Annotated in this window: 12 protein-coding genes; 4 read left to right on the forward strand and 8 right to left on the reverse strand. The window is 50.8% G+C overall.

The features are described 5' to 3' along the window. Positions 1-384: 384 nt before the first annotated feature. On the reverse strand, positions 385-1,239 hold the full coding sequence (locus tag LQV63_RS06885) for a DNA alkylation repair protein (protein WP_233696133.1): 855 nt from the start codon (positions 1,237-1,239) through the stop codon (positions 385-387). Positions 1,240-1,696: 457 nt separating this feature from the next. Here LQV63_RS06885 and LQV63_RS06890 point away from each other — a divergent pair, with 457 nt between their 5' ends. From LQV63_RS06890 to LQV63_RS06905, 3 genes are all read left to right on the forward strand, one after another. Further along, a complete protein-coding gene (locus LQV63_RS06890) occupies positions 1,697-4,204 on the forward strand; it encodes a M60 family metallopeptidase (RefSeq protein WP_233696134.1) in 2,508 nt (835 codons plus the stop codon). A gap of 400 nt (positions 4,205-4,604) precedes the next feature. Further along, positions 4,605-5,879: an NUDIX hydrolase N-terminal domain-containing protein gene (locus LQV63_RS31730; RefSeq protein WP_325175857.1), complete on the forward strand. Its 1,275-nt coding sequence runs from the start codon at positions 4,605-4,607 to the stop codon at positions 5,877-5,879. Positions 5,880-5,939: 60 nt separating this feature from the next. After that, positions 5,940-6,512, forward strand: a complete 573-nt coding sequence (locus LQV63_RS06905; protein ID WP_233696135.1) for a thymidine kinase — start codon at positions 5,940-5,942, stop codon at positions 6,510-6,512. A 279-nt stretch (positions 6,513-6,791) separates the two neighbouring features. On the opposite strand, the gene LQV63_RS06910 is transcribed toward LQV63_RS06905, so the two are convergent. From LQV63_RS06910 to LQV63_RS06930, 5 genes are all read right to left on the reverse strand, one after another. Further along, positions 6,792-7,106, reverse strand: a complete 315-nt coding sequence (locus LQV63_RS06910) for an AzlD domain-containing protein (protein WP_026011265.1) — start codon at positions 7,104-7,106, stop codon at positions 6,792-6,794. Then, a complete protein-coding gene (locus LQV63_RS06915; protein ID WP_233696136.1) occupies positions 7,097-7,807 on the reverse strand; it encodes an AzlC family ABC transporter permease in 711 nt (236 codons plus the stop codon). Before LQV63_RS06915 ends, LQV63_RS06910 begins: the two co-directional genes overlap by 10 nt. Positions 7,808-7,881: 74 nt before the next feature. Beyond that, a complete protein-coding gene (locus tag LQV63_RS06920; protein WP_233696137.1) occupies positions 7,882-8,697 on the reverse strand; it encodes a TrmB family transcriptional regulator in 816 nt (271 codons plus the stop codon). A 141-nt stretch (positions 8,698-8,838) separates the two neighbouring features. Further along, entirely contained in the window at positions 8,839-9,735 is an 897-nt protein-coding gene (locus tag LQV63_RS06925; protein ID WP_233696138.1) for a CsxC family protein, read from the reverse strand. A gap of 115 nt (positions 9,736-9,850) precedes the next feature. Continuing rightward, on the reverse strand, positions 9,851-11,050 hold the full coding sequence (locus LQV63_RS06930; RefSeq protein WP_233696139.1) for a hypothetical protein: 1,200 nt from the start codon (positions 11,048-11,050) through the stop codon (positions 9,851-9,853). Between the two features lie 523 nt (positions 11,051-11,573). On the opposite strand from LQV63_RS06930, the gene LQV63_RS06935 reads away from it, so the two are divergent. Next, positions 11,574-12,296 carry a collagen-like protein gene (locus LQV63_RS06935; protein ID WP_233696140.1) on the forward strand — a complete coding sequence of 241 codons (723 nt, stop codon included), beginning with the start codon at positions 11,574-11,576 and terminating at the stop codon, positions 12,294-12,296. Positions 12,297-12,618: 322 nt separating this feature from the next. On the opposite strand, the gene LQV63_RS06940 is transcribed toward LQV63_RS06935, so the two are convergent. Then, positions 12,619-12,981 carry a YybH family protein gene (locus LQV63_RS06940; protein ID WP_233696141.1) on the reverse strand — a complete coding sequence of 121 codons (363 nt, stop codon included), beginning with the start codon at positions 12,979-12,981 and terminating at the stop codon, positions 12,619-12,621. 48 nt (positions 12,982-13,029) lie between these two features. After that, complete coding sequence (locus tag LQV63_RS06945) at positions 13,030-14,217, reverse strand: YbfB/YjiJ family MFS transporter (RefSeq protein WP_233696142.1); 1,188 nt, start codon at positions 14,215-14,217, stop codon at positions 13,030-13,032. Positions 14,218-14,288: the final 71 nt, after the last annotated feature.

The raw sequence follows: 14,288 nt of genomic DNA on the forward strand, positions 1-14,288 counted from the left end.
TCATGCCACTGTTCGTTATTTACTGTAAAGTTCGCTTTCATCTCTTGCTGTTCTTTGTCCTTGATAGAGCAAATGGAGAGCACATTGCCCCGGATTCAAAAGACTCAAACAGCGCTGCCATGTCCTCCATTCTCTAGCTGTTCCCGACGTATTATACCTTTTTCATATCTGGCGGCTTCTTGTTTTTTATGATTTCAAGCATTACAGCTTGCCCGCCTTGTTATTAGATGCATTAGAGATGAAAAAGGTTTGTTTTTTTTAGAATTTTTTTAAGCGAATGTTCGCAAGGGTAACGTTCCAGCATTGGCGCCCCCATTTGTCTCAGGCCTCCATTGAATATGGTGCATGGAAACAACATATATCCCGTCGGCAAGCAATCATTAATCATTGCACTTGCTTGGCAAGCGTTCGCTTGGCCTTGGCTACGATTCTTCTCGTCTCTTTCGTGTCCGATGCCCGCAGCCAATCATCACATACTTGCAGGACCCAGTCCGGCTTCGCCTTGCTCGCATCGTTCAGCCAATTGCCTACTGAATCTTGAACATACTTAGCCGGGTCGGAGTTGACACATTCTAATAGCGGCAGCGCCAATTCCGGTTCGAGCTTTAACTGTTCAATATGCTTGCACCAGACTCCCCTCGGTCTTGTCGATTCAATGGCGAATCTTCGGACATTGGCATCCGAATCCGTCACCCAGCTCCGATAGAGGGAGATCGCTGCCGGAAGATCACGAATAATCGATTCGCGGACGGCCATCCAACCGATTTCTCTTACACCGAAGTGCTTATCGGCTGCAAATGGCTTCATCTGCACCAGCTTCTCCTCTAAGGAAAGCTCCTCGTTCAAGCCGATCATATAAGTTACCCAGCAACGTACGCTATCGGACCGATGAGCGGACAGAAAATTAATAGCAGCAGTGAAATCCTGAGGATTGCACTCCTGCAGTTCCACTCGTATTGCTTCGGCAATGAACGGGATGATCTTCATCGTGCTATTCTGTTTCAGTTGGTTAATCTTCAGCTCTAACGGCTGCACTAACTTATGAAGCCCAACTTCAGGCAGGACATGCCGCAGCAGAATCACATGATCGACAGCCAACCATTCCGTCAAATTGACGCTTTCAAGCGCACCCTGATGCAATAACTCAAGCACCTCTTCCGGGATATCCGCAGCCTTGCTCGCCCCCTTACGGGCCAGCACCTTGTCCGAAACATGCCATGGCTGATGCTGTTGCTCCATACCTAAGCCCCTCCTCGTCCATATTGTCACAGCCATTCCGGCCAAAAAACAAACATATGTTCTCAATTAATTCAGTATACACCATATCTTGTCCGTTATACAACAGACTGTTCGGGCATCACTCTTTTTTTGTCACAATATAATAGGAACGTATTGAACATGGAGCATATTAACTGCTTTTAATAGTTGTTACTTATTGTAAATACCATCGCTGTTCAGTACAATATGATACACAGCAAGAGCATTATAACGCACGACAATAGTAAGCCAGGCGAGGAAGGGAGGTACTATTCGGGGAACTATGCGGCTCCCGCATTCGCTGCTGTTCATCATTTCTCACAGAGCAATCCCCCTCTCATCCCGGCAAGCGCCATTACAGGGAGAGAACACACATCCCCATGCAGCAGGCGTATACTCCATGACAATGAATATGGATACAAAGGAGTGTATCATTGGCATGAAAACGAATACGAAAATGATTATGATCTCCACAATCTGCTCCATGGCACTGGCAATTTCCTTGTTCTCGACTTCTATATTTGCGGGGCCGGCAGTTGCACCATCATCCGAGAAATCCGAGCCGTCGCCCAACCCCAAAATTGTAACCGCTTCCTTCACGCAGCGCGACCTGAATCTGTTAAGCCGGGATACGACAGGCATACCGCTTAACGGCGATTCCTATAACGGCGGCGTCGCAGCCATCGGTCAGAATGCCTTCGCCGTGGCGGCCAGCCCGAAATCGACGCCCATCATGGCAGCGGCACGTTACGGACAAGGCCGGGTTGTCACGGTCGGAAGCGAATCGTATTTCAAATTGAGCGAACCCGCTCAATCGAACAGCAAAGCGACGATTGCGCGCAATATTCTATTGTGGGCGACAGAAGATTTGGCGACGAGCTATGAGGACGCGCTTGCCGGCAAAGGACGCATCGCCATCCTCACGAAGACAGATGACTTCAAGGCGCGTTCCGATCTGCCAGTCGATATTACGCTTATCGACAGTTGGCAAGCGGCCGATAAGAGCGGCAAGCCAATGCTCGATCCTAGCAAGTTCCCTGTCGCCTTCATCGACTATAAGTTCGTCAGTAAAGACGAAGTGCCGGCGCTGCTTGATTACATACACAAAGGAGGGAGGCTGGTCGTCGCGCTCAAAGGATGGGTATTGGAGCAATTCCCTTATGTATCCTTGGGCACCGATCAGTCTTCGGCATCCCTCGGCACGGATTATCCGCTTCAGCAGCTGCTCAACTCGGTCGGCTTGAGCTTGATGAACAATCAGGCAACGACGTGGGACGGTACGGCGCCGTTTCTGAATGTCAATCAAGCGGCCACCTACGAAATCGGGAATTTGATGACCGAAGCCAAATCAGTGGAAGCCGGCAGCAAAACCATCGATGAAGTTCAAATCGGCTTCCCAGACTCGAATGCTGAACAGAAGATGGCCATATTAACTTCTGTGTTAAGCTCAACACTCGGCGCCCTTACTCCGTCCAGTTCGATTTATAATCAAGTCCAATCCGATTCCGATCAATTAACCCATGTGGCGCTCCCGGTCGATCCGAAAAAGAAGCCTTATAGCGCTTCCCTGCTTCCGGTCGTTATGGACCGCATTTACCAGAATCCGTCCGGAACGAAGTCGCCGTTCGCCGACGCCTTCCCGGGCAAAGTGCCCGCTGAAGCCCCTATCATCAACGACAAAGTTGTCGAAGTCGATTTCAATTACTCCACTTATGATTACCTGCGCCAAGGAGCCATTCCGAAAAATTGGATCAGCACCGGATTGTACGCGGAAGCGGGCAAGACGATTACCGTCGCTGTGCCAGAGGGAACGGCCGACCTGGATGTGCAGATCGGCGCTCATACCGATAATCTGAGCGGCCTGCCGATCGACAAATGGTCACGCGTACCGCTTGTGACGACACGGATGACGTTGAAGCCGGGCGCCAATACGGTAACGAGCCCATACGGCGGATTGGTCTATTTGATTCCGACGAAGCCGCATTCAGGCAAGAAGGCTGCGGTTCATCTGAGCGGAGCCGTCAATTCTCCGTACTATGTGATGGGAACGACTGACAAGGAGGTATGGAAGAACTCCGTACGCAACTATGCGGCACCTTGGGCAGAGCTGCAATCAACACGCGTCATTATCACCGTTCCATCCGAATTGGTGCGCAATCTGGATAACCCGGATGAGTTCCTGAAATTATGGGATGTCATGCTCGATCAATACGATAAACTGGTGGGCGTCGCGCCGAACAAGCCAGAGCCGCACCGCAGCATTACACTTCCGTACCGTTATGTCGGTGACACCCAGATTAGCGCCGGCTTCATGCATGCCGGTTATCCGATCATGTTCTTCAACGATCCGTCGGCTATCGATGCGGTCACCGTGAACGGCATCAAGACGCTCGACGGCTGGGGCTGGTGGCATGAGACGGGCCACGAATACCAGCAGTACGCTTGGACATGGGGCGCGGTCGGCGAGGCGACGGTCAATATATACTCCCTGTTCATTCAAGATCATTTTAGCAACCATTCCCGTCTTCTCACCAAGAAGACTTCAGACGGCAAAACATATTATGACGTCGCCTTCGAATATTTGAACAGCAACCATCCGAATAAAAACTTCAACGACGACGAGCAGAACGACGTCTGGACGCGTCTGATCATGTTCCGCCAGCTGCAGCTCGCTTACGGCTGGAATCTGTATACGAAGCTGCACTCTTCTGTCCGCGACATGCCGCAAGCGCAGCTGCCGCAGAACGATCAGGCTCGAATCGATCTGTTCGTGGTGAAGACATCGGAGTTAAGCGGCAACAATCTGCTTGAGTTTTTTGATAGATGGGGCTTGAAATATTCGGATGCGGCCAAAGCCAAGGTGCTCAACTTGAAGCTGCCGAAGCCGGCCACCGCTATTTGGACGTTGAAGGACAGTACGGTTCCGTACGAAGGAGGACAGGATTAGCAGGAGCTTCACCTGCTGCTGAGGCTGGCCACAACCGCGTTTAAAAGCAGGTCTTCGTTTCTAAAGTCGGCATGTTCTGTTCGTCTAGTCGCATCGCATGTTCAGACTGACGGTGATTCGCTTCTGCCGCCTCTTTGCTTCATTCTCCCCTTCCATCAGGAGGACGCACGATCCATGCTCCACGCTTTCGCTTGAAAGAGAAGGGGGAACCGTCATTCTCGCTTTATCGCTTCAACGAAATCCTTAAGGCGAGAAAGAGGAGTAGTCTCCCCTCTTTCTCGTTTTGTTCATCGTTTCTCTCGTCCAACTCTTCATCGCTGTGCTGGCGGATCGCCTCAAGATCGGTCATAATGATGGATATACAGAATGTTGATCAACCTTACATGGGAGGGCGGATACGATGATTCGAGCGGTTCTGTTTGACTTTGACGGGACGTTGGCGGATACGCTGCCGCTATCTTTGCATGCGTTTACATCGGTATTCAAACGATACGATAACCGTATCGTCACGAACAAAGAGATTGTCGCCATGTTCGGACCGACAGAGGAAGGCATCCTCACTGCCAACCTTCGGCATGCCGGATTGTTGCCGCAGGCAATCGAAGAATACTTCGAGCTGTACCGCAACTGGCATCCGAGCTTCGTGCGCTCGTCGGCTGACATTCGCAGCTTGCTGCAAGCCTTGAAAGAGAGAGGCATAGCGGTCGGCGTCGTAACCGGCAAAGGCCGTAGAGCCTACGATATTTCAGTCGGCATGCTCGGTCTGGCCCCATTCATTGACGTGGCCATTACGGGAGACGACGTGAAGCGATCGAAGCCTGACCCGGAAGGAATTGCAGCAGCGCTTCACGCCCTGCAAGCAGTTCCCGCTGAAGCCGTATGGATCGGGGATAGCGAAGCTGACATTGCCGCGGGTATTGCTGCCGGAGTCTATACCGCAGGAGCAAAATGGTTCGACACCGTGCAGTCCGATCATTTCGCAACGGCACCAAATGCAATTTTCACGCGAACAAAGGAACTGTTGGATCTAATCGACTGCCACGATACGGGGAGTACGAACGACCTTAAGTGGCTTCAATGGGCAAAGCGGCTGCAAGCGCTGGCCCAAACCGGACTCACTTACACGAAGGATGTATATGACCGGGAACGGTATGAGGAATTGCGGGAAATGAGCATAGACATGATGGCCAACTATTCCAAAGTGAACAAGGAACAGATCGAGCTCGCTTTTGCGGCCGAGGATGGTTATGCGACACCTAAGGTCGATGTTCGCGGCGTAGTATTCAAGGACAATCGAATTTTGCTCGTCCGGGAAAAAGCCGACGGCGCATGGTCATTGCCCGGTGGATGGGCGGATATCGGATACTCACCTGCAGAAATAGCCGTAAAGGAAATTAACGAGGAGTCAGGCTATGAGGCGGAAGCGGTCAGACTGCTGGCGGTCATGGATAAGCGGCTTCACCATCATCCTCCGGAGCCGTACCATGTGTATAAGCTGTTCATTCAATGCAGGGTGGTTGGCGGAGAAGCGTTAAGCGGCGTAGAAACGAGCGACGTCCGTTTCTTTCGCGAAGATGAGCTTCCCGAGCTTTCTGTCGAGCGTAATACGGAACGGCAAATTCGGACGATGTTCGAATTTTTGAAGCAGCCTGACAAACCGGTCATTCTCGATTAATTCATTCGGGTGTGCTATTATAAACTTCGTTATTTCAGCAAAGAACGGAGTTGCATAAGTTTGGCACAGTTATACTTTCGATATGGAGCGATGAACAGCGGAAAATCCATCGAAATCTTAAAGGTCGCACACAACTATCAGGAGCAGAACAAGTCTGTCCTTATCTTCACTTCTGCGGTGGATGACCGGGACGAAGTCGGCTATGTGTCTTCCCGCATCGGATTAAGACGTGAGGCGATACCGATTCATCCGCATACAGATGTATTCGAGATTGTGTGCCGCCATACCGGGTCGATTTCTTGCGTGCTTGTGGATGAGGTGCAGTTCCTGAAAAAGGAGCAGATTATGCAGCTCACCTCCATCGTGGATGAGCTCAATATTCCGGTAATGGGGTTCGGACTTAAAAATGATTTCCGCAACGAATTGTTCGAAGGAAGCCGATATATGCTGCTGTATGCAGACAAGCTGGAGGAAATGAAGACGATCTGCTGGTTCTGCGAGCGGAAAGCGACGATGAACCTGCGGGTAGACGGCAACGGAAATCCTATATATACGGGCGATCAAATTGTGATTGGCGGCAACGACCGCTACTATCCGGTATGCCGGAAGTGTCATAAGAATCCGCCGCTATAACGACAAGACAAAGGTGCTCAGCTTATCCGAAAGTAAAATCGGGGCCAAGCACCTTTGTCGTATTTACAGATTACGTTCCCCATTACTCCATGTTCTTCAAGTACAAATCCAACAGATATGTGCATTCATCGATATCATCGTTCAGTCTATTCTTTACTTCCTCCTTCACCCCAACGTCATCCTTAACAGATTCCCTTATGTTTTCGAGTATGCTCCGCACGGAACTGGCGGCATTGTCATCGCGTCTGTCGCTGGAATGACCAGTAATCTCTATTTTAGCTAGAATAAATAACGCAGTATCATCATTGAAATGATGCCTACCGCCACCGTCCCCATCAGACTTCGGGTCAGGATGGCAATGAGCACCGTTGGCAATGCGGCCCATAATCGAATGTAGCCCGAATCGGCCGACGTCAACAGCAATTCCTGAGACAGCAATGCAGCCATAATCGCGATCGGAATATAATGAAGCCAGCGCATCGCCCATTCAGGCAGCTTCATCTTGCTTAACACCACAAGTGGAAATACTCGCGGTATCATCGTCACGACCGCGCCTCCTACTATAATGAGCATGATCTCCCATCTTACTTCCACTTCTCTATCACCATCCCTATCGCAGCCGCTAGCATCGTCGCGGCAATGACATCAATTCCAGACGGCAGCACCGTGTTCAAGCCAATGGTCAGCAGCACGGCACAAGCCACCACCGTCAGATCGGTTCGCCGTCCAGGGCGATCCGCCATTTGCAGAGCGAGAAGACCAATGAACATAGCCGGCAAGGCATAATCGAGGCCGAACGCTTCTGGCCGGCCGATCCATTGCCCGAAAATTCCGCCGGCTACATTAGCGAGCAGCCAATTCAAATAGGCCGTTATATTTAAGCCGAGCATCCATCCGTTATCGGCATAACCTACTAGCGAGAGCCGATTCGTCGCAACTGCAAACGTCTCATCGGTCAACAGAAAGCCGTGAATCGTATTCTTCCAAGCAGGCAAATGCCGAAAATAAGGTGCCAGCGCTGCGCTCAGCAGCAAATAACGCAAATTGGCGATAAATATGGTTGCGATAATGGACGTTATCGGGGCCCCCACCGCAAACATGCCCACCGCGATAAATTGCGCAGAACCAGCATAAAGCACCACGGACATGAGCGCAATTTCCGCAATGCTCAATCCCGCCGTCCGTTCCACGACTCCGGCAGCAAAGCCGATGCTTAAATATCCGAGCACCGTCGGCAGGCAATCTTTCACGCCTAGCCAAAAAAGGCGTTCCTGTGTCGCCGCATTCTCCTTCATCCCCAAGCCCCTTCTTCTTAGATGTTATTACTCTAACGACTATGATTTGTCCAAAAAAAATGGCTCAATCTGCATTATTCCGCATTGAACCGAAGTCCTGTAACGACATGTACCAGATCAGGCTTCGTGCGCCAGAGCCGATCCAATCGTTCCGGACCGTATTCTCTTGTCACCTCTTCGACCATGATGTCGTGACGTATGTACTCAGTGGCGACCAGTACCAAGGCAGGATCACATGTCTTGACCGCCCAAGCCGGAGCGTGATCGGAGAAGCTGGCGATGAGAACTTCCTCCCCGTCGCGCGATACGATCGTCAAATGTCCTCCCATCCGTTGTTCCACAACATCGGGAGTCATGTAATTATGATGATAGGTATTGCCAAGTTCGATCTCCGGGGCGCCGAATACAATCGAGAACACGCTCGCCCCTGCCTGAACGCGCTGCTGAATGGCCGATTGAATCGGCGGAACTTGCGGTTCCCATACCGAAAGCCACAACTCCTCCTTCGCGTTCTCGATCATGTCAATCATCTCGTCAATCACGCGCTGATCGCTGCGGACATGCCAGATGACATCCACTTCGCGCTCGCTTTCCATACCTGATAGCGCATGCTCCAAATAATCGAATGACTGTTCATACGACTTGCGCAAACGATTCATTAATTCCGCAGCAGGCACCGGCGCATACTTCACCGGTTCGGACGGCACCGTATAGATCGCCCCTTTATCCAACAGCTTGCCGAGCACTTCATAGATCATTGACCTTGGCACGCCAGATCGCTTGCTTATCTCGTATCCGGTAATTGGAGAGGTCTTCAAGAGGCCGACATAGGCCTTAGCTTCGTATTGAGAGAATCCCAGCTTATGCAGTTCCGCAACAATCTCATCCATAAATGGCACGCTTCCTTTAGTAGTTATAGTAATACTTACTATAATCAAATATTTTTATTTGTCAAACCATTCACATGAATGTATACGAACATTAAAATAGCTGTCGAGAAATTCTCGACAGCTAGCGCTAGATTAGCGATCCTAATTATCTTTTTTGTGGCATTTACAGCGGTCTTTGTCGTGGTCTTTACCGCGATCTTTGTCTTTGCAGCGGTCTTTGTCGTGGTCTTTGTCTTTGCAGCGGTCTTTGTCGTGGTCTTTGTCGTGGTCTTTGTCATGGTCTTTACAGCGGTCTTTGTCGTGGTCTTTGTCGTGGTCTTTGCAATCATCGTCGTCTTTATGTCCCCATGGCAATGGAACTTGCTGCTTTTGCAGTACTTTTACAGTTACGTGCATAACGATTTTTTCACGCAATTTGCGGAACGTCTTCTCTTTGCGAGGCAGATCATCATCGAAGTCGAAGTCTTCGCCCATATCGAGCTCATGGAATCTGACTTTGACCAGTTCGCAGAAAGGCTGTTCGTTAAAGAATACTTCGTGGCTGAACAATGTTTTTTCAAGTTGAGGAGACATTTCGTCTTGACCCAAGAACTCGAACTCTTCTACTTTTTCGGAAGAAAGCTCTGGCTTCACTTTACCGAATCTGATTTCTGTGACGCATTGGAAAGGCACGTGTGCTGTCGTATGAAGAATTCTTCCGCAAACGGCGGAGTTCGTTGGGGATGTGTCGGCTGTAGCATATTCAATATTTTTGCGGATAAACCCTCTGAGGTACAATTTTGCTTTCTTTACCCATTTACCATGGAAATCGACTGGAACCAATTTGCACTGCTCCAAAAATACTTTCTTCTTGATTCGTTTAATTTCCAACGCAGGTTCATCTAAACTAATCAGAGCCTCAACATTTACTTGTACTTCACGCTCTGCTAATACTAACGGAACTTTAATTGTTGGCCAATGTGGATCGTGTTTCTCGTTCTCGCATTCACCCAGTGTCGTTGACTCGACAACGCGGCAATCCCCATCATGACAAGACATCTCTTCATCCTCCTCGTGATAACTGCTCAATCTTGTTGTGCAATACTATACTATTACGGAGAGGGAGAATTGCTTCGGCGCTTGTCTTGGAGAATCTGCCCCTTTTCATCCATTTTTACTTACGCCAAGGGATAAGCTGCTTCCGGAACCACCACACCCGACCCGATACGTGAATCATCCCTTCAGACACTCGGGCGTCAGCTTGATCCGGCTCCAACACGACTTTTACATGCCAATCGCCAGCCTCCGCCCGAATGCTTGCATGATATGGAGGGGGTTCATCGCAGTGCTCTGGAGTTGAAAGCCGTGTCTCGGATAGAGGACGAAGCACCGTACTGGAAAAGGGTATATATGTCATTTGATGCCGCAAAGCAGGACTATTATGTGTTGTCCCTATAGCGGTTATCCTGATGTGGCCCGTAACCCAAAGGAATGCAGACTCAGCCTCGTCGATACGGACGTCCTGAATCATAAGCTTCGTCTCATAGCGCACGTCTGTCCATTCATGCTCCCATCGCACTTGAACGAGTTGGTCCCAGCCAACGTCCCAAATAGCTTCCAATAAGGATACTTCCGTGAAGGAGGCCTCCTGATCTTCATTACGGAATAAAATGCAGGCTTGGGTCACAATCGGCTCCATTTTACTATCCTGACCGTGCTCTTCCATACCAGTTGACTGCTTCGGCTGTGGAGTATCCATCTCTTCCAGCGGCTCTGTATCTGACTGCATAGGAATTGGCTCGTCAATCGAGATGTTCTGCTCGGGCACCGGCTGTGCTTCCATTGCTGTCGAAGGCGCTTGCGCAATCGGTTCCTCAACCGTCGGCATTACCTTCTCGATCGATTCCGTTCCTGCGGGCGGATCAATGTGGTGGAAGAACAACTCTGGAGCGGCAGTCGTTTGCTTGGCGGGACGCTTCTCATATGCATAGTAGATTCTCTTGCGCCGCCGAGTAGGCCGCTTCGCTGGAGATTTCCGCTTCGTATAACGCTTCGGCGGCTCAATGGATACAGCCTTGAGACGGATATGCTGTGGAGTACGTATCGCAGCACTGGAGGAAATCTTCTTCTTCCTGCGCGTTGCCCGTTGGCCTAACCGCTTATGTTGTTGGAGTGACAACTTCCATACAATTCGCTGCGCAGAGTGATGTGGTCTCCGACGGGAACCTCTATGTTTGCGGGCACGTATCACTGTTTGGACCGTGACAGACCGGTAGCAGGCCAGCTTATAACATTGAAGAACGGCCAGATTCTGATTAATCCAGGGGCCAAGCAGTTTACGAACACGTCTATTACTTACGATGATTCTCTTCATGATTAGCGGCACCTCGCCAATGTTCCTTCCAACCCTTTTACATATGCTAAGCTACAATACTAAAGTATGTCATCGCCTGTAGACGAGTGTTAAGGCAGCCGCCCCTTTTTTCATTGAGCCGTTACTAGGGTAATTTCCCGAGGGCTCTCGATAGCCTGCTGCCTATTTATTGATATAATAGTCACCTGTCTATCTCGGCTTGGTCATCCGTCCAACCTGTTTTTGTGCAGACGCCGTAGTATATAGTAAATTATGGGGAGGTGTCTCTGACTTGGGCCGCATTACTAAAATAAGAAGAAGACGCTGCCATAAGAAAACGATTATCGTCTGCCGGTGGAGAAGAAAACGGAGCAAATGCTTGCGAAAAAAAACGGGAAAAGACCGATGTTCTTGCAAAAAAACCAAGTTGATTCGCCGCACCAAGCCCCGCGTGTGTCACTGTGCTTCCGGGCCTCCAGGGCCGCAAGGTGCCAGGGGACCCGCAGGACGAAAAGGACCGATAGGACCGCAAGGGATTCCAGGCGTGCAAGGTATTCCGGGGCCGGCAGGACCTCCAGGACCCGCAGGACCTCTTGGATGGCAGTGTGAACAGGGACCGCAAGGACCGATGGGAACGATAGGACCACAAGGTATTTCAGGCGTGCAGGGGATTACGGGGCTGCAAGGGCCGGCAGGACCTTCAGGACAGCAGGGAGAACAAGGACCGCAAGGCGATATGGGGCCGCAAGGACCTTCAGGACAGCAGGGAGAACAGGGACCTCAAGGGCAACAAGGACTGCCGGGATCGTCTTCAGATTGCTGTATCCCGCCGATGCAGTACGTCCTATCTCAACTGGAAGGCGTCCAGGTTACATTGGGAACGACAAGCAACCCGCCCGGCAATTTTATTAACTCAACCATTGTCAGTGTAAGCAATTCTTTAGTGACCGTGCAAAGAGATACGAGAATGTTCGTCATTCCGATCAGTGAAGTGGTTGGCGTCGCGTCTCCTCAAGTTGCAGACGTTGCGCTGCTGGAGCCGCCGTCACCTCCAAGCGACTGCATTGAAGCTCCGCTGCGTGAATTCCTTGACGCCAACATCGATAGGGCAGTCGATATGACCACCGTCGGCTTCGGATTGTTCGCCAATATTCAGAACGCCATCGTATCCAGAACTGGCGAGGGGATCGTCATCTTGGATGTTACGAAAGCAGTCGATTTCGCAGCGGTATCTCTCTGCAAAATCACTTCCCTCTTATCATGCTAAAGTCGCTTAGACGCTTGATGCGCATCGTGTGAGCAGGTCAATTCAATTAAATAAACCGAGAGAATAACGGGAATTCATCCCGCTACTCCCGGTTTTTTCCATTCATCAAGGCAGCCGCTGTGATGGATGAATCGTGTCGATGAACAGCAAGCCGTCATACTGGATCGCTTCACTTCTGTTCACCTTCCCGGCTTGTCTTGTTGTATGCTATCGATACCATCGTATCAGGTGAACGTTAAGATTAGGGGCTCCCAGTTTAATATTAGGTTAGGTTTCGTTTAAGAATCGGACCAAGGCGGGGGAAGTCGCCCCGCCCTATCGGCTATAGCGGGCTCAAATGCTCGTGCACGAGCTTCCACTCACCGTCTGCCCGCTTGAATACATTCGTGGCGCGGCCGCAGCCTTCTCTGTGCTCGCCTTTGTAGTACCCTTCCCATTTATACGTATATGTGCATACGGCAACGTCTTCTCCAGCTGCGATCCATGTTACGTCCACTGCGCTGTAGACTTCCTCCTGGATCGTCTGCCATGCCTGTTCGAAATAGTTTTTTATCTCTTCCAGCGACGTGCAGGTCTTGTCTGTAAACCAATACACGGCAGCGGGATCGAGCAGTTGTTGGATATTGGAAAAATCATGCGTGTTCGTCGAATTGATGTACTGGGCAAGTGCATCTCTATAATCCAAAATGAATTCCTCCTAGTGTATCATCCGTTTCCAAATATTATAGCAAATTCAGCCCGCCGCACGCACTCTTTCATGCCCCGTCACCAGCACGATCAATCCGCACAGGAGCGTGAGCGACGCGAACACAAGCGCACCATCGTAGCTGCCCGTGTTCACCATCAATACACCAGTCACGATCGGCCCGATGATCTGTCCGGCCCCGTATACTGCCGTTGCATAGCCGATAATGGTGCTGCTCTCCTGCGGAAACATGCCCCGGGCCAACGACATGGTCAGCATCGTAATCCCCATGAACGTCGCTCCGAATAAAAACGCGCCTGTCAACACACCAATTGCATTCGGAAAAAGGACAGGAAGAATGACTCCGAAAATTTGAGTGCAAAAGGCCGCGTACAGTGCCGACATGCTGCCTTTCTTTTTCTCTATCCAGCTCCATATCCAACAGGAGGGAGCCGCCGCCACACCGACGAATACCCAGCTCAAAGCGGAAAATTCGCGAACCTCCGGCATTTGCTCCACGATGGCAACTAAAAATGTGGCGCTAACAATATAGCCCATGCCTTCGCAGCCGTATGCGACAATAAGCCGCATCAGCATGCCCCGGTTGCCTGTGCTGTCCTGATGATCCCGCTCGCTCGGCGCATTTTTGCTGGACGCAGTCAGTGGTTCCTTAAGAAACAGCAGCGGGAATGCCCCCAGTAGTATCGATACGCTGCCCAGCCCGCCCCACGCCCATTTCCATCCTCCGAAATCGTTCAACGCCGGTACGAGCCATCCGCTCAAAACAATGCCCAGCCCGACGCCGCTGTAGAGCCAACCGGACCAGGACGAGCGCCCGCGCAGGGCCAACCCATCCAATACGATGCCCGTAGCGAATACGAACACAAGCCCACTGCTGAAGCCTGACACGAAGCGCAGGACAGACCATAACGCGAACCCGCTCACTGCGCCCATCAGCGCCGTCGTCAGCACGTTGACAAGTAAATACAGCTTTAAGTAAAACACCTTGCCTCTGCGCCACGGCAGCATGCCCGCAGCTAAGGATCCGAACAGATAGCCAATATAATTATACGATGACAGATAACCACCCGCCGCCTCGGACAGTCCCGCGCTATGTGTCATCAGAGGCAGGATCGGAGTATAGGCGAATCTGCCGATGCCCATCACAATAACAAGAGAAAGCATACCCCCTGCAAGAAGATAGGCTGGATAATTTCTGTCAAGCCGATTCCCCATCGTTAAACATCACCTTCATCTAAAATTTCTCCTATCTCCTCATCATAAGGATGGTAAAATAGTTAGTAAAA

Source organism: Paenibacillus profundus (assembly GCF_021369635.1).
GTDB classification, from domain to species: Bacteria; Bacillota; Bacilli; order Paenibacillales; family Paenibacillaceae; genus Paenibacillus_B; species Paenibacillus_B profundus.

Coding starts and splice junctions, on each gene's coding strand:
- LQV63_RS06945 (WP_233696142.1), bottom strand. CDS start 14,217: ATGGGGAATCGGCTTGACAGAAATTATCCAGCCTATCTTCTTGCAGGG.
- LQV63_RS06915 (WP_233696136.1), bottom strand. CDS start 7,807: ATGAAGGAGAATGCGGCGACACAGGAACGCCTTTTTTGGCTAGGCGTG.
- LQV63_RS06925 (WP_233696138.1), bottom strand. CDS start 9,735: ATGTCTTGTCATGATGGGGATTGCCGCGTTGTCGAGTCAACGACACTG.
- LQV63_RS06890 (WP_233696134.1), top strand. CDS start 1,697: ATGAAAACGAATACGAAAATGATTATGATCTCCACAATCTGCTCCATG.
- LQV63_RS06885 (WP_233696133.1), bottom strand. CDS start 1,239: ATGGAGCAACAGCATCAGCCATGGCATGTTTCGGACAAGGTGCTGGCC.
- LQV63_RS31730 (WP_325175857.1), top strand. CDS start 4,605: ATGATTCGAGCGGTTCTGTTTGACTTTGACGGGACGTTGGCGGATACG.
- LQV63_RS06930 (WP_233696139.1), bottom strand. CDS start 11,050: ATGAAGAGAATCATCGTAAGTAATAGACGTGTTCGTAAACTGCTTGGC.
- LQV63_RS06920 (WP_233696137.1), bottom strand. CDS start 8,697: ATGGATGAGATTGTTGCGGAACTGCATAAGCTGGGATTCTCTCAATAC.